The 25,309-nt window shown below is 40.6% G+C and carries 19 protein-coding genes and 2 pseudogenes; 13 read left to right on the forward strand and 8 right to left on the reverse strand.

The annotated features are described in order from the left end of the window. The 3 genes from GNF10_RS37875 to GNF10_RS15405 form a co-directional block, all read left to right on the forward strand. Positions 1–190 (forward strand): hypothetical protein (locus GNF10_RS37875; RefSeq protein WP_221644644.1); only part of this gene is annotated, 190 nt, incomplete at its 5' end. A 983-nt stretch (positions 191–1,173) separates the two neighbouring features. Beyond that, the gene (locus GNF10_RS15400) at positions 1,174–1,329 is read left to right on the forward strand and encodes a catalase (protein WP_185586652.1); all 156 of its coding nucleotides are present in this window, start codon (positions 1,174–1,176) and stop codon (positions 1,327–1,329) included. Positions 1,330–1,514: 185 nt separating this feature from the next. Beyond that, the gene (locus GNF10_RS15405) at positions 1,515–4,310 is read left to right on the forward strand and encodes an NB-ARC domain-containing protein (RefSeq protein ID WP_185586651.1); all 2,796 of its coding nucleotides are present in this window, start codon (positions 1,515–1,517) and stop codon (positions 4,308–4,310) included. 158 nt (positions 4,311–4,468) lie between these two features. Here the strand turns inward: GNF10_RS15405 and GNF10_RS15410 are convergent, their stop codons facing one another. Then, a complete protein-coding gene (locus GNF10_RS15410) occupies positions 4,469–4,642 on the reverse strand; it encodes a hypothetical protein (RefSeq protein ID WP_185586650.1) in 174 nt (57 codons plus the stop codon). Between the two features lie 237 nt (positions 4,643–4,879). Here GNF10_RS15410 and GNF10_RS39485 point away from each other — a divergent pair, with 237 nt between their 5' ends. The 10 genes and pseudogenes from GNF10_RS39485 to GNF10_RS38580 form a co-directional block, all read left to right on the forward strand. Then, a complete protein-coding gene (locus tag GNF10_RS39485) occupies positions 4,880–4,963 on the forward strand; it encodes a transposase family protein (protein ID WP_221643345.1) in 84 nt (27 codons plus the stop codon). 912 nt (positions 4,964–5,875) lie between these two features. Next, complete coding sequence (locus GNF10_RS15420) at positions 5,876–6,259, forward strand: carboxymuconolactone decarboxylase family protein (RefSeq protein ID WP_185586074.1); 384 nt, start codon at positions 5,876–5,878, stop codon at positions 6,257–6,259. An 80-nt stretch (positions 6,260–6,339) separates the two neighbouring features. Further along, positions 6,340–6,966, forward strand: coding sequence for a DJ-1/PfpI family protein (locus GNF10_RS15425; RefSeq protein WP_185586073.1), 627 nt, complete (start codon positions 6,340–6,342; stop codon positions 6,964–6,966). Between the two features lie 29 nt (positions 6,967–6,995). Further along, positions 6,996–7,247 (forward strand): annotated as a pseudogene (locus tag GNF10_RS15430) (DUF1830 domain-containing protein); the annotation flags it as partial. A 205-nt stretch (positions 7,248–7,452) separates the two neighbouring features. Continuing rightward, complete coding sequence (glgX, locus tag GNF10_RS15435) at positions 7,453–9,570, forward strand: glycogen debranching protein GlgX (RefSeq protein WP_185586071.1); 2,118 nt, start codon at positions 7,453–7,455, stop codon at positions 9,568–9,570. Between the two features lie 308 nt (positions 9,571–9,878). Beyond that, on the forward strand, positions 9,879–12,050 hold the full coding sequence (locus GNF10_RS15440; protein ID WP_185586070.1) for an AGE family epimerase/isomerase: 2,172 nt from the start codon (positions 9,879–9,881) through the stop codon (positions 12,048–12,050). A 404-nt stretch (positions 12,051–12,454) separates the two neighbouring features. Then, the gene (locus tag GNF10_RS15445; protein ID WP_185586069.1) at positions 12,455–14,116 is read left to right on the forward strand and encodes an FAD-dependent oxidoreductase; all 1,662 of its coding nucleotides are present in this window, start codon (positions 12,455–12,457) and stop codon (positions 14,114–14,116) included. Positions 14,117–14,136: 20 nt separating this feature from the next. Then, on the forward strand, positions 14,137–15,531 hold the full coding sequence (locus tag GNF10_RS15450; protein ID WP_185586068.1) for an ATP-binding protein: 1,395 nt from the start codon (positions 14,137–14,139) through the stop codon (positions 15,529–15,531). 30 nt (positions 15,532–15,561) lie between these two features. Continuing rightward, entirely contained in the window at positions 15,562–15,753 is a 192-nt protein-coding gene (locus tag GNF10_RS15455; RefSeq protein WP_185586067.1) for a hypothetical protein, read from the forward strand. A gap of 101 nt (positions 15,754–15,854) precedes the next feature. Further along, positions 15,855–16,082, forward strand: a pseudogene (locus GNF10_RS38580) (ISNCY family transposase); the annotation flags it as partial. 346 nt (positions 16,083–16,428) lie between these two features. Here GNF10_RS38580 and GNF10_RS15460 read toward each other — a convergent pair. The 7 genes from GNF10_RS15460 to GNF10_RS15490 all read right to left on the reverse strand — a co-directional run bounded on the left by GNF10_RS15460 (position 16,429) and on the right by GNF10_RS15490 (position 25,285). Beyond that, positions 16,429–17,970, reverse strand: a complete 1,542-nt coding sequence (locus GNF10_RS15460; protein WP_185585228.1) for an EthD domain-containing protein — start codon at positions 17,968–17,970, stop codon at positions 16,429–16,431. A gap of 241 nt (positions 17,971–18,211) precedes the next feature. Continuing rightward, positions 18,212–19,408, reverse strand: a complete 1,197-nt coding sequence (locus GNF10_RS15465) for an MFS transporter (protein ID WP_185585227.1) — start codon at positions 19,406–19,408, stop codon at positions 18,212–18,214. A gap of 188 nt (positions 19,409–19,596) precedes the next feature. After that, positions 19,597–21,300, reverse strand: coding sequence for an iron uptake porin (locus tag GNF10_RS15470; RefSeq protein WP_311774162.1), 1,704 nt, complete (start codon positions 21,298–21,300; stop codon positions 19,597–19,599). 106 nt (positions 21,301–21,406) lie between these two features. After that, a complete protein-coding gene (locus GNF10_RS15475; RefSeq protein ID WP_185585226.1) occupies positions 21,407–22,141 on the reverse strand; it encodes an SDR family oxidoreductase in 735 nt (244 codons plus the stop codon). Between the two features lie 84 nt (positions 22,142–22,225). Next, on the reverse strand, positions 22,226–23,299 hold the full coding sequence (locus tag GNF10_RS15480) for a cupin domain-containing protein (protein ID WP_185585225.1): 1,074 nt from the start codon (positions 23,297–23,299) through the stop codon (positions 22,226–22,228). Positions 23,300–23,523: 224 nt separating this feature from the next. Next, complete coding sequence (locus GNF10_RS15485; protein WP_185585224.1) at positions 23,524–23,967, reverse strand: nuclear transport factor 2 family protein; 444 nt, start codon at positions 23,965–23,967, stop codon at positions 23,524–23,526. A gap of 139 nt (positions 23,968–24,106) precedes the next feature. After that, positions 24,107–25,285, reverse strand: coding sequence for a Nif11-like leader peptide family RiPP precursor (locus GNF10_RS15490; protein ID WP_185585223.1), 1,179 nt, complete (start codon positions 25,283–25,285; stop codon positions 24,107–24,109). Positions 25,286–25,309 lie beyond the last annotated feature (24 nt).

Below are 25,309 nucleotides of genomic sequence, written 5' to 3' on the forward strand. Positions count from 1 at the left end.
CCCTGAGGGAGTCCCCCTTTCCCCTTTTCCCCTTAACCCACAAGTATTGGTACCTTCCCTACAAGATGCCAAGGGCGGGAAGCAAGCTACACTCAGTATCTCTGACTTCTTTATAGGTTGTAATTTAGACTTTCAAATAGTTATAAGTACAGCAAAATACTTAGATTTTTTCTATGTATCTATCTACTAAAGTGATACTGGAGATAGCCGTTCTTGAACCCAATCAAACACCCCTGATGAGTTAAGCAAATAGTACATATTATACTCTCAGGAGAATAATAAAAGCTGTTTACGGGCGATCGTCTGGCTCGTAATGGATGTAAAGAAACATTTCTGTTTTTTAGGCCAGTGTTAGTAATGTTCAACCCTATTAGCAAGAAATTTAGAGATTATATTTATGCAAATTACTTAAATAACCAATTGCTTGAGAATGGTACAAAATGCAAATTTTAGCAAAGTTAGCAAAACCTGTTGTTTACATTTACTGTTGGCTAAAACTGCTTCAGTTGGAACTTTGCCTAAAATCCAAATTAAAAACACAAACTTTTCCGCTTAAGTTTTCTATCTTAACTGGTTAAAAGCAGTGTTGAAATAGATAATCATAGCCAAAGCCTGTGAGAGAATTACTCACTCTCAAGGCCTCCTAACACTAACTTACTCGGTTATATCCCCCGATTCATGCACGGGGGGTTTCCCCTCTAACTTCGCTGGCTGCTATATATACATATTTTGGACAACAACGGTTTTGCTTTTCGATTCCTTTTTGTAAGGATCGTGCCCTTAGCAGAAACTTAATATGTTTTTTAACAGCATATTATGGTCTAAGAATACACATTATAATAGCGCTTCGGAAAAAAGTTAAAACTTTCTAAAAATTTTCTTCATCGATGTTAATGTTTTTATAACTCTGTATCCAAGAGATTGCTGCGATTTTTAACAAAAGTACTGTTGCTGATGAAGTACTTATGTTAAAAAGCGAAAATGGTTCTGTTGCAAAAATAGACAATGGTTTGATACAGATAACCTTAGTCTCAACTTGCGAATCGTATTGAAATCATTTTTGACTTTTATTTAAATTTGAGGGATTTGCAGTTCAAAATTATCTAAAAATAATTTTTGAATTTTAACAAGACTAATCTATATGTTTTTGTACATTTATTTTGTGTGGTAAACATGACAGAAAATAACGACTTAACCACAAGCTTTGGAATCCCAATTAGCGACAATCAAAATTCCGTGACAGATGGAAGTAATGGTTCAATTTTGCTTCAAGACTTTTACCTAATTGAAAAAAAGGTAATTTTGCAACAGTTATGGACATGGAAATAAAAAACGTTTAAAGAGTTTCATGGTTTTTATCTGCATTATTTCATAATAACGTGAGTGGGTTTTGTATAAAACAGGCGGAATAACCAGTAATAACTTGTAGTTGTAGTTATAAGATAGTCCGCTTGAGAGTAACTAAATTAATTACAGAGTCAAGCCATTTTATAGCTAAAAAGGTGGTGCGTTGAATGAAACTTACAAAGCAGAAGCGCAAACGTGGTCTTATCCTTACTCCAGAAGGATTACAAAAACTTCAGTCCGCTAGACTTAGTACCGAATTAAATGAGAATTATGGAAACAGGTATACCTTTGAAGATTTAAGTGAGCGGATTGGAATTAACACGGCAACAATTTCTAAGGTGCTGTCTCGAGAAGACGGAGTTGATAAACGAACAATTGAGCTTTTCTTCCAAGCTTTTGATATAAAGCTGGATAAAGATTGCTACACCAATTCTGACCAATCTCAGCGACAAGATTGGGGAGAAGCGACTAATGTATCAGTTTTTTATGGGCGCACAGAAGAAACAGCCACATTAGAAAAATTGCTCCTTGAGGATCGGTGTAGGTTAGTGGCAGTCTTGGGAATGGGAGGAATTGGTAAATCGGCTCTGGTTATAAAGCTCACAGAGCGCATCAAAGATAATTTTGAGTATGTCATATGGCGATCGCTGCGAGAAGCTCCACCCATCAAGAATATTTTAGCCAGCCTGCTCCAGTTCTTATCTGATGAGCAAGAAACAGAAGCTTCTTTACCAGAAAGTGTAGGCGAAAGAATATCCCAGCTGATTGATTATCTACGGCAGCATCGATGTCTGCTGATACTAGATAATATAGAGTCAATTCTGCAAAGTGGTAGTCGAGCCGGACTTTATCGAGAAGGATATGAAGGTTATGGGGATCTGCTCAAGCGAGTGGGAGAAGTAACTCACCAAAGTTGCTTGCTGCTGACAAGTCGGGAAAAACCTAAAGAAGTGGCATCCTTAGAAGGAGAAACATTATGTGTACGTTCATTCCTTCTTGGTAGCTTGCAGGCGGCGGATGGACAAGAAATTTTGAAAGTCAAGGGAGTCTCTGCTTCCGAGTCAGAATCCAGTAAACTGGTGGAGCTTTATGCAGGTAACGCCTTAGCTTTGAAGGTGGTTGCTACGACTATTCAAGATGTATTTTGTGGTCACATCTCTAAGTTTTTACAGCAAAAAACAACTGTTTTTGGTGATATTCATGAGCTTTTTGAGCAGCAGTTTTCACGGTTGTCAAATTTAGAAAAGGATGCGATGTACTGGTTAGCCATCAATCGTGAGCCAGTTTCGCTATCAGAAATACGGGAGGATTTTGTATCACAAATACCACCACAAAAAGTCCTGGAGTCTTTAGAGTCTCTGGTAAGGCGATCACTAATCGAGAAAAGTGAAGCATTATTCACGCTACAACCTGCACTAATGGAGTATGTGACTCAGCGATTGATAGCTCAAGTTTGTCAAGAAATTGCCACTCAGAATATTGATTTGTTCGGGTGTCATGCTTTAATGAAGGCAATGGCGAAAGACTACGTGAGGGATATTCAAATTCGCTTTATTGTCCAACCAGTTATCGATGGGTTACTTGGTGTTTTTAAAAGCAAAAAAAGCCTCGAAAATCAGCTAACCCAAATCTTAGTAAATCTACGAGAAACATCACCTCTAGAACAAAGCTATACGGCTGGAAATATCTTGAATCTACTTTGCCATTTAGGGACTGACCTCAGCAGCTATGATTTTTCTTCTCTGAGTATTTGGCAAGTAGACCTGCAATGTATTAAATTACACAATGTAAATTTCCAAAACGCTGATTTTGATAGGTCTGTTTTTGCTGAAGCCTTCGGCGGTGTTCTATCAGTAGCCTTTAGCCCTGATGGAAAACTTTTGGCTTTGAGTGATACCAATGGTGACATTCGCTTGTACCAAGTTTCGGATTGGAAACAACTTTTAATCTGTAAGGCTCATACCAACTGGGTTTTATCAGTAGTCTTCAGTCCTGATAGCAATATATTTGCTAGTGGTAGTACTGACCATACCGTGAAGTTATGGGATGTTAGTACAGGTCAATGCCTTAAAACTTTGTGTGGACATGAGCATGAAATTTGGTCAATTGCTTTTAGCCCAGATGGACAGACATTAGCTAGTGCCAGTAATGACCAAAGAATAAAACTGTGGAGTGTCCTTACTGGAAAATGTTTGAGAACTTTCCTGGGACACACGAGTTGGGTACTCTCCGTTATCTTTAGTCCTGATGGACAGATGCTCATGAGTGGTAGTGATGACCACACTGTTAAATTGTGGGATATTAACACGGGTGAATGCCTTAAAACGCTGCAAGGTCATCTTGATGGAATACGGTCAATTACCGTCAGTCCTGACGGTCAGATGCTGGCGAGTGGTAGTGAAGACCATACTCTTAAATTGTGGGATCTTAGCACTGGTGAGTGCAAAAAGACGCTAGATGAGCATACGACTTGGGTTTTGTCCATTGCCTTCAGCCCAGATGGTGAACTGCTGGTAAGTACTAGTCTGAATGGAACATTAATATTATGGAGTGTCAACACTAATGAATACCTAAGAATTTTACAGGCAAGTACAGGTTGGTTGCTTTCAGTTGCCTTTAGTCCAGATAGCCGGACACTAGCAACTATATGTCAAGACAATACAGTAAAGCTGTGGGATATTAGTACAGGTAAATGTTTCAGAACTTTGCAAGCACATACAGGCAGGCTTTGGCCAGTCACCTTTAGCCCTAATGATCAGATTCTCGCTAGTAGTGGAGATGATGAGACAATTAGACTCTGGAATATAGCAATAGGTGAATGCTTAAAAACTTTAAAAACCGAACCACCCTATGAGCGTATGAACATTACAGGAATTACTGGCTTAACTACAGCAACTATTGCTACACTGAAAACTTTAGGAGCAGTTACTAGCGAAAAACAGCCTCGGCAAGCAGCTATATGAAACCAGGGAGATTTCACTACCTCGTATCATTTCATGAAAATCTGCTGATAAAACTTACTCCCTAGCTTCCCTGAGGCAAACGCATCTAAAGTATAAGAATCCTTTAATAGCAGGGGTTTAGGCGTTTTATAATTTAGCCTATTTTTTGAGCAAAATTCTTATCCAGTAAGGGTTTCAGAAAAACCGTGGGTTCGCTCTGCTAACTTCGCTCCTTGACCAAGCTCACTGCAAACCTTGTCTGAAACATCAGCCATCAGTTTGATCTGAATCAAGGAGAGATTTTTTGCCTGATAAGCGTTAAAGGATGTTTTAAAAGGGTTTTTTGCTTTCATAGGATAGACCTGTTGCAAAAGTCCTAGATGTGTGGGACAAGTAGATTAGATTTGGGTAGCACCCATGACCTACGAACAGGTAAAGAGCCTGAAATCAGAAGACTTTAAACGCTTGTGTGGTCTACGTCCAGATACTTTTAACCAAATGCTAGAGGTAGTGCGATAAGCCTAACGGCATGGCTTCGCTTACCGCACAGCCAGCCAAAATGGAAAACAGGACGACCAGGTAAATTAAGCTTGCAAGATCAATTATTGATGACATTACAATACTGGAGAGAGTACTGTACCTACTTCCATATTAGGTCAATAAGCAGGGAGTAAATGAGTCTACATCTTACCGAATTATCCGAAAAATAGAAGATACGCTGACTAAATCTAGGGCTTTCACACTTCCAGGTAAGAAAAAACTCGCTACTTCTGATCATCAGTTAGAGGTCGTGGTGGTTGATGTTACAGAAAGTCAGAATTAATTTATATAACAGCTATTTACTCATCGTAACCCTGCTTTTAGAGCTTTACTTTTCACTTTTTAACTAGAATTTTTAATTAATATTAGAAAATGAAACCTTTAATTTTTGTTAAATCAAAGTTCCAGAGCCTGGCTTTGATTATTGTTTTCCGAAAGTGACAAATGAGGGCTAGGGTCAAAAACTAAGAACCTTCCGAAGAATACTTACAAATCAACAAATCAACGCTTTTACCCTACACCAGTTACTGACAATTGTTTCAGCTTTTATTTGTGCCATTCGTTTATTGATTAAATGTATTGCAAGAATAATTGACCAGCCTAGAAATGACTTTCCAAAACAGGCTAATATCTGTTAAAAATAACTTAAAGCTCAAAAATATTAGCCTGTTATAGACAAGCGTAGCTATAAACCACTTATTATTTTTTCGCAATAGCCGCTCAGATAGGATAATTTTTACAAAAATCCCATCATCATAGTATAAAAGCTTAAATTTAGTCTTAACTCAAAGATTTTAGCTGGCTGATACTTTCTAAAATTGTTAAAAATACATACATAAAGAAACGAGCTTTCTCGATTTCTCAGAATACAGTGCAAAGAAGAATTATCGTAACGGCTGCACTGTCATTGCCGATAGAAAACCAAAGCAAGTTATCCATCAAATATTTTTGCCCGGTTACACAAGCAAAGCACTTAGTAGCTTTTTTATTCCAAAACAACTTTGGCAATAGAGAAGCTAAATTTATGTAAAAATTGGAGAAAATCTATGAGTCAGTCTGATTATGCAACACTGGAGCAAAATGCCAAGACAACAGTATATAAGAATGCTGTTTTAGATGATATAAAACTTCAAGATGCTTTAAAAAGTATCAATCCTAAATTTGGTGATTTTTGTACTCGCGTAGCAGGTGAAGCGTGGGGACTTCCATTAATTGACCAAAAAACCAAGGCTTTAATAACAATTGCTATTGATGTTGTTAATCAAGATCAAGTTGGGGCTGGCAGTCCTTTTGCTGCACATATAAATATGGCTATGCAACAAGGTGCTACCCGTGCAGAAATAGAAGAGCTTTTTTTGTTTATGTGCGTTTATGCAGGATTTAACAAGGCTGCGGGGTGCTTTGGTACTTTGAACGATATTCTCAATTAAAATGAATACTAAGCTGTTCAGTACAAGGTTGAAGATGAATACAAGCCTATTGTATACAGGTATAAAGGAGACATAAGAACATGGTAAATAATGCTAAAATCCAGGGTAAAATAGGTGTGCTGATTGAGGAACACTTTGATGAGATTGAATTTAGAGCATTTAATAGTTTCTTTCCAAAAAACGGATATGAAATAGAGTATATCTCTCATATTTGGAACCAAGACAAATTGACCTTTAAGGGTGTTGAATTAATAGAAGAAGTGACTGTTACGGTAGAAGTAAATGATATTGAACCTACTGATTATAAAGGTATTATTCTCATCGGTGCGTATGCAATGGATCGTCTTCGCTATGAAGAGTATCCTAAACAGGGTCAACCCAATCAATCTCCTGCTGTCAGATTTCTCCGAAAAGCTGTTAAGGCTATGGATGCTGGCAAATTAAATATTGGAACTATCTGTCATAGCCTTTGGTTACTTTGCGCTGATCCAGAACTGCTGAAGAATCGGGAAGTGACTTGTGCACATAACATTCTTTGTGATGTACAAAATGCTGGAGGAATCATTATATTCGATGGTGATGGAACTAAAAACTTACACATTGATGGTAATCTCATCACAGCAAAACATCCTAATGTAGTTGCCGAGTTCATGGAAGTTTTTTTAAAAGCAATTAATGAGCAGAGATTGCAAGTGGCTAATAGATAAAGAACTAGGATTAATAAATAGAGTCTGTCATGTGGGAAAGAAAAACGCTGCTACTTTCTGAGCAGTCTGGTTGGATTGTTTGCAACTACGTTAACTCTACTACCGAGATTCAAGTACTTCGGATCGCAAATATTTCTAATTGGTACTTTGAGCGAGTTATTTTCCCAAGACAACGTTTTCAGTTTGAAGCACCTCCTGATGCTGATCTCGAAATTCACACGGGTATTATGGCTAGTGCAATTCTCTCAGATAAGATTCAGTGTAACCGTTTATGCATTAGTTAGAACATCAATTCAGTCCTAAAATAAGCCAATAAGCTGGATTTTCCTCTTCTGTAAAGTCCAAGTTAATTTGCTAGCATCTCAAGAGAATTATTTCATCTAGTTACTGAATTGATATTCCCTAAAATAGACTTTGTCCTAATCAAGTCTTGCAGGTTCTTTCAGCAAATTATCAATTAGCGCTCCAGGTGAGAAGAAAAGAAAAATGATTGCCATACCACTTCAATATCAAGCAGAAACTACAACAAAGTACCAAGTAGAATTGGGACGTACATATCCTTTGGGTGCAAAACCTGATAAATATGGAGTCAACTTTTCAATCTTTTCTGAACATGCGACATCTGTCGAACTATTGTTGTTTGAGACACCTAATGACTCAGAACCCATAGAAATCATTCAGTTAGACCCAAAGCTCAATAAAACATTCTTCTTGTGGCATATCTATATCAGAGGCCTAAAACCTGGTGCTGGTTATGCTTATCGCATTGATGGCCCTCAAGATTTACATGGGAGAGGACACCGCTTTAACAAAAATAAAGTACTGATTGATCCTTACTCCAAAGGAAACAGTACTAAGCTATGGAAACGCACTGATGCTTTAGGGTCGAAAGATAACTTGGCTACTTCAATGCGTAGTGCAGTCATAGATATATCAGATTATGACTGGGAAGGCGATCGCCCTATTAACCGACCCATGAATGAAACCATCATTTATGAGTTACACGTTCGAGGATTTACTAAATCACCTTCTTCTGGCTGCAAACATCCTGGTACTTTTTCTGGAGTTATCGAAAAAATTCCTTATCTGCAAGAATTAGGGATCACATCTGTTGAATTGTTACCAGTATTTGACTTTGATGAAACGGAAGTTCTTCGAGAAGTCAACGGTAAGCAACTGAAAGATTATTGGGGATACAACCCACATAGTTTCTTTGCTCCAGAAACCTCATATTGTGCTTCTCCCACCGAGAAAAACCCAATTACAGAGTTTCGGGATATGGTGAAAGCCTTACATAAGGCAGGAATTGAGGTCATCCTAGATGTAGTCTTCAACCACACTAGTGAAGGAAACCATGAAGGCCCAACTATTAACTTTAAAGGGTTTTTTAATAGTATCTTCTATCACCTTGTGCCCTTTGATAAACAGTACTACATGGATTACTCAGGGTGTGGAAACACAATTAACTGCAACCATCCCTTAGTGCAGAAGTTAATTGTTGATTGCCTGGAGTTTTGGGTGCAAGAGATGCATGTTGATGGCTTCCGGTTTGATGAAGCCTCTATCTTATCCCGTGACCAAAACGGCAACCCAATGGTTCATCCGCCCGTAGTTTGGCAAATTGAAACATCGGAAGTTCTCGCAGATACGAAAATTATTGCTGAAGCGTGGGATGCGGCTGGACTGTATCAGATTGGCTACTTTCCAGGATATCGTTGGGCGGAATGGAATGGACGCTTCCGAGACGACGTTCGACGCTTTATCAAGGGAGATCCAGGACTCGTAGGGGCAGTAGCTTGGCGGATTTCTGGAAGTGCCGATCTTTACCAAGCAAGCGGACACTTACCAATTAACAGCGTGAATTTTGTCACTTGCCACGATGGATTTACTCTCAATGATTTAGTGTCTTACAACGACAAGCATAATGATGCCAATGGCGAGGGCAGCCGGGATGGAATAAATGATAATTTGAGTTGGAATTGTGGCACTGAAGGAGAGACTGACAATTACGAAATTGATGCACTACGGCGGCGACAAATTAAGAATTTTACGGCTATTCTTTTCCTCTCCCAGGGTGTACCAATGTTTACATCTGGTGATGAAGTTAGACGCACTCAAAAAGGCAATAACAATGCTTACTGCCAAGATAACGACATCAGTTGGTTTGATTGGAACCTTGTAGAGAAGAATGCTGATATATACAGGTTCTTCAAACTGTTAATTGATTTCCGTAAGTGCTATTGCCATGAAGCATTACACCGCCGCCATTTCTTCAACGGCGAAGTTAATGAGCGAGGTTTGGCAGACATATCTTGGCATGGCTTACATTTGTTTAGACCGGCTTGGAACGATTCTCATGCTAGAGTTCTTGCTTTTACCTTAGCAGGCTTTAAAGGAGCATCAGATATTCACGTCATGCTCAACATGTACTGGGATACTCTCAAATTTGAAATTCCTCATCTTCCAGCTAGGAAATGGTACAAAGTCGTGGATACTGCCCAGCTTTCCCCGATGGATATTGTGGAACCAGGGCAAGAGACTTTGATTTCAGACGATTTCTGCTTAGTTCAAGGTCGTAGCATTGTTGTTCTCATTTCCAAATAGTCCTCTAAAAAATCTCCTTGATTTTCCAATTAAATTGAGGAGCTTATATTCCAATGCGTTTGGTATTAGCGTCAAAAACCATAAACTGCGTAGGTTGGGTTGTAGCTTGCTTGTTAGGGATACAAAGCCAAACCCAACAAACCACCGAAAATGTTGAGCCCACCTTCCTCAACTCAACCTACGATTCTCTTTAACCCAAGTGTATTGGCTTATATTCCCTATTCTTCAACGCTAATTCTTTTGCCTACACCCTGACATTTGCCTCAAAAGGCCTTGGTCATCGACATTACATATTGGGAGATAATTCAATGAATACAGTGACTTTCCCATTCTCAGATTTAATCGCTGGGTATGTTACCAACTTTAATTCTCAAGATGGAGCTTTGGGGACATTCAATCTTAAAACTACCGATGGCAGAGAGTTTGAAGTAGCACTGTCTGCGACGACCTATGCTGAACTAGTGCGGAATCTGGGTGAACCTTATTATGATTGCACCCGTCAAATGAGAGAAATGTTGGTTTCAAATCGTTACCTTTTTGTGTACGGGACTTTTTATCCTGAAGATAATCAGCATAAGTTTGAAGCTAAACATATTGTATTCCTTGGCAAAACCGAAACTGAGTATGCATTTGAAAAGCAGGATTGGTGGGTTAATCAAGTACGGAGCCTTGCTAATTTTTACTTAAAAGTGCAGTTTGAAGATGGAGAAATCGACTATCGGAAATATCGCACTAGTGTAGGCTTAGTTGGTGCAAAAGAAATCAGCAATCGTCAAGAAACTGACACGATTTCGCGTCTAATTTACGGTTTTGCTACAGCCTACATGATGACTGGGGATGACCGTTATTTAGAAGCTGCCGAAAAAGGCACTGAATATTTACGCGATCACATGCGTTTTCTGGATGAGGGTGAAGGAATTTGCTATTGGTATCATGCAATTGACGTTCAACCAGATGGTAGAGAGCAAAAAATATTTTCCTCAGAATTTGGGGATGACTACGATGCTATACCAGCTTATGAGCAGATTTATGCACTAGCAGGTCTGACCCAGACTTATCGGGTGACGGGCGACCAAGGTATCATGAATGATATCGAGTTGACTATGAATCTGTTCAAACGCTATTTTCTAGACAAAACGGATAAAGGGGGATTTTTCTCACACATTGATCCGATTAATCTGAGTCCCTACAGTAGCACTTTAGGTCATAACCGGGCGAAAAAGAATTGGAACTCAGTAGGTGATCATGCGCCAGCATACTTAATCAATCTTTGGCTGGCCAGTGGCAAGAATGAATATGCTGATTTACTTGAGTATACTTTTGACGCCATTGAAAAGCATTTTCCAGATTACGACTCTAGTCCGTTTGTTCAAGAACGTTTTCATGAAGATTGGAGTCATGATAAAACGTGGGGATGGCAACAGAACCGAGCCGTTGTGGGTCACAACCTCAAAATCGCTTGGAATTTAATGCGGATGCACCATCTTAAACCAAAAGAGAAGTATGTTGCATTAGCTGAGAAAATCGCAGATATCATGCCCGCAGTCGGTAGCGACCAACAGCGTGGAGGTTGGTATGATGTCGTAGAGCGCATTCTAGAACCAAACCAAAAGACACACCGCTTCGTTTGGCACGATCGCAAAGCTTGGTGGCAACAAGAACAGGCCATCCTAGCCTACCTGATTCTAGCTGGCTCACTTGACAATTCTCAGTACCAAAAACTAGCGCGGGAATCAGCAGCTTTTTATAATGCTTGGTTCCTTGATTACGCAGATGGGGGCATTTACTTCAATGTTTTGGCTAATGGAGTTCCCTACTTGCTAGGAACTGAAAGGGGCAAGGGTAGTCACTCCATGAGCGGTTATCACTCATTTGAACTGGCGTATTTGTCTTGTGTTTATACAAATCTATTGCTTACTAAGAAGCCAATGGATTTGTATTTCAAGCCAAAACCAGGAGGTTTCAAAGATAATATTTTAAGAGTTCAGCCTGATATTTTACCACCTGGTAGTGTACAAATTGGCGAAGTTTGGATTAATGGGCAGCCTCATTCAGACTTTGATGCCCAAAACCTAACAGTCAAACTACCATTAACTCAGGACGAACTAAAAGTCAGAGTTAGACTTCTTCCCTCTGAAGTATTTTTCAATGCAAGTTTGTTAGAAGTAACCGGAGGTATTGCCAAAATATCTTTAAGTGGTTTACTTGATGCTAATGCTTTGGGACTACTTGAGGAAGAATTGCAGAAAGCAACCTCCCAGTCAATCAAACGCTTGGTCTTCCTGGTACAGGATTTGAAATGTATAAGCGCGGCTGGCCTGCGATATCTGATTTTCACTAAGCAAAAGCTGGGTAGCGATATTGATATCTATGTCGTTGGCGCGAGTGAGAATATCTTAGATTTCTTGAAGAAAGGTGCATTTTGTGAGGGTGTCACTGTTTTAGAGCATTATGACACTGTTGAACTGGCGATCGTGTAGGGAATGGTAACAACTTTTTTAGTTTGCCACTAATACCAATATGTGAAGCGCACAGCTTCATACTTCCTAAAAGCCTTGCATACTAAGCTTTTTATCTCTCCTAAAATGTGAATCTTTAAATGAAACTGATATAACCTTCTTTCATTAGTCTCGAATCAATTAACGTGAGGAAAGGGGATACAGCCAATGAAGATTTAAGGGTTCACCCCAAAGTAATGGAAAGGGATTATAGAGCAAGGCTTTTAGGGAGTTCATATTTTGTGTTCTTGACCTGTGTAGCTTATGTTTTAGGGCTAGTTAGAGACTTACAGAAAACACTTGTGAGGAGACTGAATATACATAGGCTATAGAAAATAATTGTATCGTTTGCTGGATGTTGCTTCAAGAGCATTTTTAAGGAACTTATGGCTAAACCTGTGATTTTGACATTAGATGATGACTCGGAAGTTTTGCAAGCGATTGAGCATGACTTACGCAGCGAGTATGGCAATCGCTTCCGGGTGGTACGAGCCAGTTCGGCTAAGACGGCTCTGGAGGTGCTGCAAAAGTTGAAATTACGTAACGAGTCACCAGCCCTGTTTCTTGTAGATCAGCGAATGCCACAAATGACCGGTGTGGAATTCCTAGAACAGGCAATGGAAATTTTTCCCATGACCAAACGCGTCTTGCTCACAGCGTATGCAGACACTAACGCGGCTATTCATGCTATCAACAAGGCAAAAATTGATTATTACCTCCTGAAACCTTGGAACCCTCCTCAAGAACGTTTATATCCAATGCTTAACGATTTACTTGAGGTTTGGCAAGCATCTTTCCGTCCACCTTTTGAAGGTGTTCGCGTTATTGGTTGCCGTTGGTCACCGAGATTGCATCAAGTCAAAGATTTTTTAGCCCGCAATCATATTCCCTATCAGTGGTTAAACATTGAGTCAGATGAAGCCCATCGCTTTGTTAACTACGCTATTAGCTCTGATACTAAACGCCAGCCGATAGTCCTCTTCCCCGACGGTTCAAACCTTGTAGAGCCTACAAATATCCAAATTGCTGAGAAGATAGGATTAAAAACACGCCCCAAAATGCCGTTTTACGACTTAATTATTGTGGGTGCTGGTCCAGCTGGTTTGGCAGCAGCAGTTTATGGGGCATCTGAGGGACTTCGCACAGTATTAATTGAACGTGAGGCTCCAGGAGGGCAGGCTGGTACTAGTTCCCGAATTGAAAATTATCTTGGTTTTCCGGGTGGTATTCATGGCGGGGATTTAGCTAAACGTGCCATCACACAGGCTCAAAAGTTCGGAACAGAAATTCTTTCGCCACAAGAAGTCACCGATATTCGTTTGGATGGTCAATATCGATTGATTACTCTAGCAGACGGTTCGCAACTCAGTACACATACATTAATTATTGCAACTGGCGTATCCTATCGCAGGTTCAACGTGCCTGGAAGTGAAAAATTGACAGGTGCAGGTGTGTACTATGGAGCTGCAATGACCGAAGCACTTACTTGTAAAGGGGAAGAGGTCTTTATTGTCGGTGCGGGTAACTCGGCTGGACAAGCAGCTGTATATCTTTCTAAGTTTGCACGCTCCGTTACCCTTGTAGTGCGTGGAGACTCGCTCAAGAAAAGTATGTCTCAGTATCTGATTGAGCAGATTGAGGAGATTAATAATATTGGCATCAAGCTATTGAACCAGGTTACTGAATTTTTTGGACAAGACAAGCTGGAGGCAATAACCCTTTTGAACTCAATAACTGGTGAAGCCGAAACTATTCCCACCAATGCCCTGTTTAGCTTTATTGGTGCAAAGCCGCGTACTGATTGGTTACAAGGTGTTGTAGAGCGTGATGAGAATGGCTTTATTCTCACCGGAGCTAACACAATGCGAAACGGGATGTTACCGAAAGGATGGACATTAGAGCGCGATCCGGCTTTTCTTGAAACTAGCGTACCGGGTATTTTTGCTATCGGTGATGTGCGTTGTCACTCAGTTAAACGAGTCGCTTCTGCGGTGGGCGAAGGTGCGATCGCAGTTCAATTAATCCACCAATATCTTGCATCTTTGTAGCCATATTCTAGGTAATCATCATGCTTGAGAAATTGCGTAAAATCTCAGTTTTTGAACACTTGACTGAAAATGAACTTAAGTGCTTTCTTAATGGTACCGAACTATGGCTGGATTCAGGAGAAATACTGTTTCACCAAGGAGATCCTGTAGAGTACTTCTATGTGGTATTTGAAGGAGCAATCCAGCTTTCACGAGAGATTGGCCACCAAAACATCATATTAGCTACATACGGGACTGGTACATTCTTTGGTGAGGTGCCTCTCCTTGCAGGTACAGTTCACCTTGCAAGCGGGGAAGCAGTGCGTAGAAGTTATATGTATTGTCTGCACGAGAATGAATTTTGGCAAATGATTACCATTTGCCCAACGATTAGAAAAATTGTTCTTGGTCATATGGCTTCTCGAATGCAAGAGTTGCAGTTGTTATCTCAGCAACACGAAAAGCTTGTTGCCTTGGGTACGTTATCTGCAGGTCTTGCTCATGAACTAAATAATCCAGTATCAGCAGCACATAGGGCTGCTGGTCAGTTGCAGGATACAGTTAAGTCGTTAGATGCTGTTACTCTCAAATTTATTGAGCAATATCTCACACCAACTCAAGTAAAACATCTTTTGATGTTCAGGCAAAATGCTATTGAACATGCTGCACACGCTGCTACGCAAAACCCTTGCGACCCCTTAGTTCAGATTGATTGGGAAGATGAATTAGTACATTGGTTGGAGTTACATGATGTTGCTGATGCTTGGAAACTTGCTCCTGCCCTTGTTGCTGCTGGGCTAAACAATCAAAAATTAGAAGCAATTAGCGAGTATTTACCAACTAATACGTTTGCTGATGTGCTAATTTGGCTCGAAGCAACGCTGTCTATAACTGGGCTGTTAAAGCTACTAGAGCAAGGTACTACTCGTGTTTCAGAAATAGTCAAGGCTATTAAAGACTACTCGTACATGGATCGGGCTTCTTTATTGAAGATGGATGTACACGAAGGTTTGGAAAATACTCTGACAATTTTGCGCTACAAGCTGAGAAAGCACAATATTGTAGTGACACGCGAGTATGAAAAAAGCCTCCCGTGCATTCAAGCTCATGGAAGCGCATTAAATCAAGTGTGGACTAATCTTATTGATAATGCGATCGATGCTTTAGGTGAACAAGGTCAGATTTGGGTACGTACTTCTAAAGACAAAGATTATATTATTGTTGAGATTGTAGACAACGGCCCAGGAATTCCCGCTAAAATTCAATCTCGAATTTTTGAGCCGTTTTTTACAACTAAGGAGGTTGGTGCAGGCACTGGTCTAGGTTTGGAAATTTCCTATCGAATTGTAGTGACTCAGCATAACGGTGACATTCGCTGCTTTTCTCAGCCTGGTCAGACACGCTTTCAAATTCGTTTGCCTATCAGTTCTTCGTGAAGTACTTAGTACCATACGACTTGCGGTGTGGTGGTACTTTTATCAAGAAGAATAAAAGCACTATTTCCAGAATTGGGCATGAATGCCGCAGGCATCGCCTACAAAGCACTCTCCGGCAATGGCATTCCATTCACTGTAGGCGATCGCCAGAAAAAAATTGACAAGTGTGATTTTCTCTTCTTTAAATCTCTTGGAATAAAAATGATGACTGAATCTCAATAAAAGATGAGTTTTTGCCAATTATTTTTGAGGAAGTTATAATATTTAATCGTTATTAAGTATGTTTTTGGGTAGTCTAGGGTTGCGGACTCAATAGATATCCGATGTTACAGAAAAAATATAAAATTGATAAAGAACTTAGTATCTTGATTCAGTTAATAGAATAAATTAATGATTTTATTTTTAAACTAGATAAAATTATATTCGGTTATTTTAATCCAATTTATCAATGGGTTATCCCAAAAATTGGGATAAATTCAACTCCAGTCAAAGTAATATTAATAATGTTAGCATTGAACAACTTCCGGAGCTTGAGTTATGAAAAAACTATCAAACAACTTTTTAGACTGAAATAGCCCTGAGTTAAAAATATCTTTGTTAATAACCAATGCTTGGTATATGTAACTATTGATTATCAACAAAGTTTTATATCTGATTTGTTTAGCAGTTTCATGCCGGAAACTAGTCTAAACTCCAAAGGATAGAAATCCACCTCAAAAAGAATTGATGGAGTTGTATATCAAACAACTTCCCCAAACAGGAAAAATCATCTTAGTCTTAGCAGGAGATCATACGGTTTGGGCATGTGTTATCGAATATCTGGGACAAAGCGGACTTAATTGTTTGATGTCGAGAAGCTTATTTATTTGTGCAATAAAAATCAAATCCAAAATGGTATTAGGCTGTCGTGATCAATTTCAGTAACCCGTTTGGAGCAAAAACATCGCGGTAGAAGGTCAATTGTTCTGTTTTGAGATAGCATCCGCCTCTATGCCCACGTCGAATCCAAGTAACATTTCCCTTGGCCAGCGTCTCGTTGGTTTCATCATCTACACACTTCCATTCAAAGAACGTAACTTCACCATGAAACATGACGATTGGCCAGCACATTGTGACACCTGGTTGAGCAATTAATGCCCACCAATGCTGTTCGCGTTCTTTTTGTTGTTCCAAGCCTTGATAGGGACCATCCTGGCAGAAATAAACCAAATCATCTCGATATTCACCAGTCAATATATCGCCTCGTCCCTGTCTCAATGCCTCACAATGGGTAGGCCACCATTCTTTATTCTCTTGTTCAATTTTTTCTAGAGTGTAATTAGGCCCAATCTGCGGCAAAGTCCTTTCTTTCATTGCCACAATCTTCTCAGCATCCTCTATAAGTTTTTTCGCTACATAAGCAGTCACCAGCCCCGGTCGAGAATAATCTGCTGCTAAATCTTTGTAGTAGTTAGTTCGTTTGTTAATAAACGTGCTACCAGTGTTTTGGGAGTCATTAGAGTGACCATTTGAATTAGAGATAAGTTTTTGTTCCAACATAAGACTAACTACGTCCTCCTTGAGTTGATTAGTTGCGCCAATATTTGCAATCAGTTCTGCTACTGTAGAACTCCGCTGACCCGCTAGCGTCATTTTGCCATCGTAAACAAAGGTGTAAGCAGTTCGTTCGGGAAATGGTAAAAGTCTCTGGACATATTTAGCTTGGTCTTTGACAGCAAGAGCATATTCTTTGGAAGCAAAGAATGTTTCCATTTCCAGAGGGTTGGCAAAAGCAATTTCAAAGGCAGCTTGATACTGTTTTTCTGGAGATTCATAATGAGAGACTCCAGCAGCATCTGGGCGAGAATTATCTACTTGCTCAAACAAATGCAATCGAAATTTGAGGACAGAATTGCTTTGAATAACGCTGGGGGCAAAACTATCTGTCAGATATCGGCGAAAAGCTTCTACACTCACGGCATCAGATTTCTTTACCATGACGTGAAACTTAATTACACCTAGTTTACCGTTGGGATCTCCTGAGGGAATGCTATCAAGATAGGTTTGAGAATTACTAAAACTAGTGTTGTAGCCGATCGCTTTACTAAATACATTATGCTCGTCATCCATAAGGATGGCAGCAGATTTAAACCAGATATCCCGTTCGGTTGCTGTCTCAAATGTTAATTCGGCAATACCATTAAATTGATCTTCATCTGGACAAGTGTACTCAATACCGTTAATAGTTGGCCATAAACCACCCTCATTTTGAGCCAGGTGAAACTGCCAGTATTGGTGCTGACTTGGTAGCCTGGCGCAGACTGGACCGTGAACGTCTCTCCAATAGTCATCAAAGAGGTCTAGAGAAATTCCTTTACGTTTCCACAAGAGAACGTAGAAGGATAATTTACCTTTTTGATCGCGAATTGCATAATCAAATTTCCTGATTGTTGTTATCATGATTGTTTTCCTTTGTCCACATTTGCTGTCTTGATTTCTGAGGTTTGAAAACTTAGAATTTTGTCGAGGACACCGAAAAAATCAGCTATTTTATTTAAGCCTCCGTCAGGACGAAAACATAAATTATCGTAACTTTGGTTGGGTTCCTCAACCAAACATTAGTAGGATGCGAACGCTAAATAAATAACGTGTTCATCAGCAGCTTTCTAAGTCCTTATAAGTTCTCTTTAATAGCCTTAATTCATTCCATACACGAACAACGTCTAAATACTAAAAGTGTGGCAATCGAAAGGCTTGCACTTACATAAAAAACACTATTGATTCCCCAAATGCCAAAGGCTGCTCCCATTAACAATGGCCCTAATGTTTGCCCAAATCCTAAAAAGGTTCCGTTTATTGACATAACTGCTGCTAGATATTCTTTAGGTGCTAACTCTGCCAAGAGAGTTTGAATACTGGGGAAGCCGATGCCAAGACCTATCCCAAAAATCATGGTAGAAATTAATAGCAGCCAAAGACTGTGAATGAAGGGAACTATTCCTAGAGCTAAAGCAAAGATTACAAATGATGCTCTGATCAAAGTTCTTTTTGAGAATTTCTTTGTTAATCTTCCCAATTGTAGTGATGTGAGTGTAATTGTAGCAGACATACTTGAAAGAATAATGCCAATGGTAAAAGCAGAGGCATTAAATGAATCTTTTATCAGAAGTGGCAAATAAGTCACATAAGCTCCATAGAGAAGCATGAAAGTAGCAACTGTGCTGAAAAAGATTCCAAAAAATTGTCGATTGCTAACGCTTCCCCATGCATTTCTGAGATACTCATTAAAATTCTGTTTGCTTTTTGGTTCAGGATTGTTTAAGGAAAACAAAACAAGCAGTCCTATAGGAATGGCCAATATGGGAAGCATAAAGGGATAATTCCATCCCATCACCGCAGTTGCTCCGCCAATAGTTGGATAGGTTGCTGTACCTATACTACTGACACTGGCGTTGTAACCCATAGCAGCGGTGCGTTCTTTACCTGAATATAAATCGCCAATAAGTGTCACGTTTAGAGAATTTAAGGAAGCTGCACCCATCCCCTCAATGAAGCGTAATATCAGTAACAGGTTAAAATCACGAACAAACGCACATGCTACTCCGGCAATCCCAAATAACATTAGTGAGGGAACAAGTATCTTTTTTCTACCTAATCGGTCTGCAAGGATGCCAAGAATAGGGGTTAGTAAAATACTAGGAAGGGTGAATACTGTTACCAGTAATCCAATGTCTTGAGGTGGTACATTCAATTCTTGGGCTAGCTTAGGAAAAGTCGGAGTAATACTAGAAACTCCTAGTATACCCATCAAAGTAATACCGAAAATAATCAGAAGGTTTTTATCAAGATAGACTGGAGTACGCTTTTTTCCTTGACTGATACGTTCAATTGAATCCATATTAGGCTTCCTATTATTAATCGTATGGACAATAGCTTGTAGGTGATGAAGCTAATATTAATTGTTCAGTTTTTGTGATGAGAGTACAGGTTTTAGTACAATGTCTAAGCTAGTTTTGAGGGTTCTTAGTAAGGACTTTAGCCCTTACTAAGAACTTACCTACCCATCAATTTAGACTTGACAGACTACTAGAAGGAAAAGACAGTTCGTATAGTACCAGTGATAATCGTGCCGTTACTGTTCTGGTTAGCAGGGTCGATGATTACCTGTGCTAATGGCGTGACCCTGATGTTGTCGCTAATTGGCAAGTTATAAAACGCTTCAATATTGGTCTGGGTAGCATTTCCGACTGTATTCTCAATGAACGGCTGACCCGCAGCAATCCCAGCTAAGGCTCCAGGGATGAACAGATCCCGGAACGCGACACCAGCCATCCAGTAGTTGGGGTTAATGTCACCCTGAAATGTGTTTTTGTAGTCGCCATAGCCATAGCGACCAAAGATACCAAGTCTCTGTGAGAGCGCTAGTTCAAAGTTGACTCCGAAAGCATTAAAGCGGCTATCGAATACCTGACCACCACTGTACTGAAGACGTAGAGCAAAAGCTTTGCTGGGAGAGTATTCCAGCTCAATGATGCCTTGGTAAGGATCTCCGAATAACCCACCATTACCACCACGGTTAGGAAATATCAGTATAGGGGCTGATGGTCCACCAATAAATCTGTTGCTATCAGAGTTTAAACTAGCCGCATTTGCCGCTACATACACTGCTCGGAACTTAAATGAACCCGCTCCCGGATTCCAGTTAATTACTGCACCCGATCCAGCAGGGCGGGGGAACAGGATAAAGTTGTTGATCAAAGCCTGGGTCGAGAAGTCAAGAAAGCTAGTGTTAGCGTAGCTGTTTTTATCTACAAAGTCTGGAGCAACGATCGCAGCTCCTAGAGTTACACTAAGATCCTTTACAGGGGTGAAAGTGTAAAAAAGACGACCAATGCCCAACAGGTCGTTTCTACCAGGAACAGAGAAATCTAGGACACTTCCAAAGTTGGGTTCCAGAAATCCGGCAGCGTTATCAGTGGAACCATCACTACCTGCAATTAAGCGAATTTGTAGGAGATCAGTTCCATTAAAACTGGTGTTCAGATTTAGGGAAGCCCGATAAAGAAAGGTAGTATTGGGGTTCTGGTCGGCAATTACTGCCCCTGTAGGAGCAATAATGCGATCGCCACTAAATCCTCCCATATTTACGGCAAAAATTGCTTGGCCAACTAACTTCGTAGTGGTAGAAAATTGATTGGCTGCTAGTTCTGCCGTGCGTGCTTCTAAGTTATCTAAACGACCCCGCACATTAACAATTTCTGCGGAAAATTCTGCTTGTAGCCGTTGCAAAGTAACCAAATCTTCTTTTGTCACTAGGTCGGCTGTTGTAGCAATCTGCTCATTAACTCGGTCTAAACAAGCGCTCAAATTGGCAGCAAATTCATAGCGGGTCAAAGCTTGGTTCCCACGATAGGTGCCATCGGCATAGCCGATGATACAACCGTAGCGTTGAATTAGGGACTGCAACGCTTGGAAAGCCCAGTCGGTGTGCTGCACATCTGCAAACTCGGATACAGAGGTGACTGAATCCATTGAAGTAGGCGTGGGAGTAGCATTCGGGGCGGGTTGGGCTATGTGAGTGGTAGTCGCGGGAATGATTTCAGCCGTTGCGGCTTTGTCTGTTGCTCCTTGAGTGTCAGGGCTGGCAGCAGATAACGCCTTAGTAGTGATTATCCATTCAGGGCTAACAGCACTAGTCTCAGACAGTTCGGCTAGTGCGGAATTGCTGTGGGCAATTAGTCCCAGAATGCTGATGCTACTGACAAAGTGCAAATAAATTCTTCTCACCACTAATCACTTGTAAAATACTCAACTAACTTTGGATAGTACTACTATCTGTGCCCGGCTCTCCCTGCCTATCTCAACTGATAAATCTATTGAACTCAAGCGTATTAGTCTATATTGCTCCGCCGCCAGCTTGGATATTTTGCCCTGTGAGCCAGCGTGCCTCTTCGCTGACCAAGAACGCAACGACATCCGCGATGTCAGCAGGTTGTCCTAGCCGACCCAAGGGAGACATTTTCACTCCCTTTTCTTTCATTTGCGGATTGTTAGCCAGCATTTCGGTATCCGTAAAGCCTGGTGAAACGGCATTGACTGTGATACCGCGCCCCCCTATTTCCTTAGCAAGTGCCTTGGTAAACTGTTCCACTGCTGCCTTGCTTCCAGCGTAGATGGAAGCGGTAGGGCTAGCCGAAACAGTGCCACCCGTTGAAATGCTGACGATGCGACCGTTGTCCGCCATCCGCCGCGCTGCTTCCTGTAAGGCGAAGAAAGTACCCCTAGCGTTGAGCGTAAAGGTTGTATCAAATTCTTCCTCAGTCAGTTCGACCACTGGCTTATAAATCGCGAGTCCCGCATTGTTAACCAGGATGTCTAAGTGGCCGAAGTGATCGACTGTTGCTTGGAACAGGTGGCGGATGTCGTTAACTTGGCTCATATCGGCTTGTAAGGCAAGGGCTTGTCCACCCCTAGCTTCGATGCCTGTAATTACTTCTTTGGCCTTACCAGAACTGTGGACGTAGTTGACCACAACAGAGGCACCATCTTGAGCTAACCGTTCTGCGATCGCTTGTCCAATACCGCGTGATGCTCCAGTCACAATCGCAACTTTTCCTGCAAGTGTTCCCATAATGTTATTCTCGTTTATTTCGATGGATCAGTTCAGCTGAGTCGTGTAATAAGTAATTAAGTTCGGTTCATCACAGCTTCTTAGTTACTCTAGATTCGAAAAACTGACTAATTTCTGCTTTTTCTGTTTGCGTTTCAATACTAAAATTGCACTAAATCCCAATACACCCAACCAAGAAGAGGGTTCGGGGACTGCAATCGGGGTACGAAGGAATAGAGTCCTTGCTTGGGTGGTTCCAAGGTTTTGAAAACTGTAAAGTGTGTCTTCGGGAAGATAAACAAAAGTTCCGGGTTTGGCAACAAAACTTTGGTTTGGCAACTCGAATGTCAACTCCCCTGCTAAAACGTAGAACGACTCAGCTTCTTTAGAGTTGCTTTGTAGTAGCCCAGGCTCACTTTGTGGTTGAAGGGAAACATCAAATAGCGAGAACAGACCGTCAGTTTCGTTACCAGTTGCTAAAGAAGTATACCTGTTATTCCCAATTAAGGTTGACTCACGATCTGGTGCATCTGGTGGCACTACTAGGAAATCTAAAAGTCCATCTGTGGGGGGGGGTGTGGTTCCAGGTAGTATAGGACTTATACCGTAATTAGAACCTTCTTCCGCAAATCTTCGGAGATCCTCTTCAGTGATGGGAGGTGGCGGAGCAGTTCTGTCGGTAACTGGCGTGCCCAAGTTAGTGAATAAATTCTCAAGTCCAGCGGGAGTAGTAAGCGATAGCGTCCTCACTGGCGTTGTTGTACGGTTTATAAATGAGTGAGGTCTGCCTTTAGGAAGGTAAATGAAGGTTCCGGGGGTCGCAACCATGCTATTGTTGCGGTCTCCCATTTGAACCGTCAACTCTCCTTGTAGGATAAAGAACGACTCAGCTTCGCGACCGTGGACATGCAGATCAGGCCCGCCCCCAGGTGGAACATCAAAATTGAATAGCGAGAACAGCTGCTTGGTTTCTTTACCAGTTGCTAAAAAGGTATACAAGTCGCCCGATGCATAGAACGCCTCACGATCTGGGGCACCTGGTGGTACAAGTAAAATATTCTCTGATTCTTCTTCATGTCCCCCATGTTCTCCATGTGCGTATGCAGTTTCTAGTCCGAAACAAAAACCTGAAATCACTGCTCCAGTGATGAGCATTGATAACTTTTTTTTAGTAACCATATACAGGTGGCTCTTTAACTAAAAATCTACAGCGCTAACATCCTAATAACGACTCTGTTCACTAAGCCCAACTCTTGGAGAGGCTGCGTTAACGGTCATGCAATAGAGAATAGGCAACAGGAAATAGTGATGAAAATAACCCGAATACGTCCTTATAGAAATCTCCATAATTAAAATTAGGGGATTTTCCTATTGCCTTATTGCCTATTGCCTTTTAATGGCTTTTACTTGATCAAGCCGACACTGGAAGAGTATTTATTCTCATGGCCATTTGTTTGAGTTGGTTGTTCTTGGAGCTGAATTTCATAAAATGGCAAAATATCTGCATAGACTCGCCATTCACTAACCTGATTGCCTCTCATCCGGTAGATATCGCAACAGGCAATAGTTAGATGTCTCTTATCCTGAACAGTGATGTATTTAGCATCCATTTCTACAACAACTACACCTGGATCATTCCAAATCTTTCGGACATTATGTCCTGTAAATTTTGCGGTATTTGCAAACATCGAAGATAAGAAATTCACAACAGCTTGCTTACCGTAAACAGGTTCAGATGAACCAACTTTATAAAAGATGTCATCAGTAAGAAATCGCTTGACTTGTTCCCAATCTTCTTTTAGTACGAACCCTGAAAGTTGTACAACAGCTTCTAATTGTTCTGACATAAATACTTCTTTTTTGTCTATTAATTATTGAAAGCAAGCTATTGACCATTGAGAAACAAAATCGTGTTTACAACCTCGATTTTTACGATATTTTAAACATGATTACTGTTATTAACCTGAAAATGCCGCGCTTTAAGCCTCACAGGGTATTCCAGGGAGACATATCTGCATAAACCCGCCATTCGCTCACCTGGTTTCCTCTCAAGCGATAGATGTCGCAACAGGCAATATTGACATACTTTTTACTAGGAACTAGCTCGTATTTGGCATCCATTTCTATGGTGATAATGTCTGGTTCTTGCCAAACTTTTCTAACTTCATGACCAGAAAACACCGCAGTATTTCTAAATACTTGCTTAAAAAAATTGACAACAGCTTGTGGGCCATAGACAGGTTCACCTGAACCGACTTTGTAAAAGATATCATCAGTCAAGTAAGTTTTGACCTTTTCCCAATCTTGAGCCATGATGAACTGTGCCAACTCACCAACAGATTTTAACTGCTCTGAGGACTTGTCATTTTCAGAGCCAATTGACCACTTAGGCCCAGCAATTGACCATTTCGGTACAAATCCATTTTTTACCCTTTCTTTTCCTTCAGGATGTTCTGCGAAATGCTTCCTCATTGTTCCAGGAGGTAGTAAATGCTTTCCTTCACTTGCAGTCAGCACAGATGCAGATTGAGGAACAGAAAGGGTAGGATCAAATACGGGATTTACATCCATAAAAATCCGCAGTTCGCTAAACTTTTGCCCTTCAACACGGAAAATGTCTGTACAAGGAAGAGAAATCATCGAACCATCCTTGCGCCAGTAAAGAACATCCATTTCCACAAACACTAAATCTCCTAGTTCCCATATCACCTTAATCTCGTGATATACGGCTGAGATTTGACTGAAAAAGTTATCTGCCGATTTTTTAATGGATTGTTTATCTAAACACACCTCAAAATTGCCGAACTGATATACTGGACTGTCGGTAAAGAAGGTAATGAATCCTTCTGAATCAAAAGCCTCACCTCTAGAGAACAAGCGTTTTACTAAGTCTACATTTGTTCCTGAAATTTTTTCTATTGCCGGAGTTTTAGGGTTTGAAGTAGCTGCTGCTCCTACTAACTCACTCATCATTGATTGAACAACTTCGCCAAAAACTACATGTACTGTCCCAAGGGATGCTGCTAATTCTTCTTTGGTCAATTCATAGCCATTTTCAGCCGCAATCCTGACAAAGCTTTCAGGAGTATTAGCTGAGTGAAGTTTCTGTTGCAAAGTAGGATTTTCAAAAGCAGATGCTAACAAACTAATTACTCTTTGTGACATAAATTACCTCATTTTGTTCCTATA

The organism is Nostoc sp. UCD121 (assembly GCF_014222285.1).
In the GTDB taxonomy this organism is placed as follows: domain Bacteria; phylum Cyanobacteriota; class Cyanobacteriia; order Cyanobacteriales; family Nostocaceae; genus Nostoc.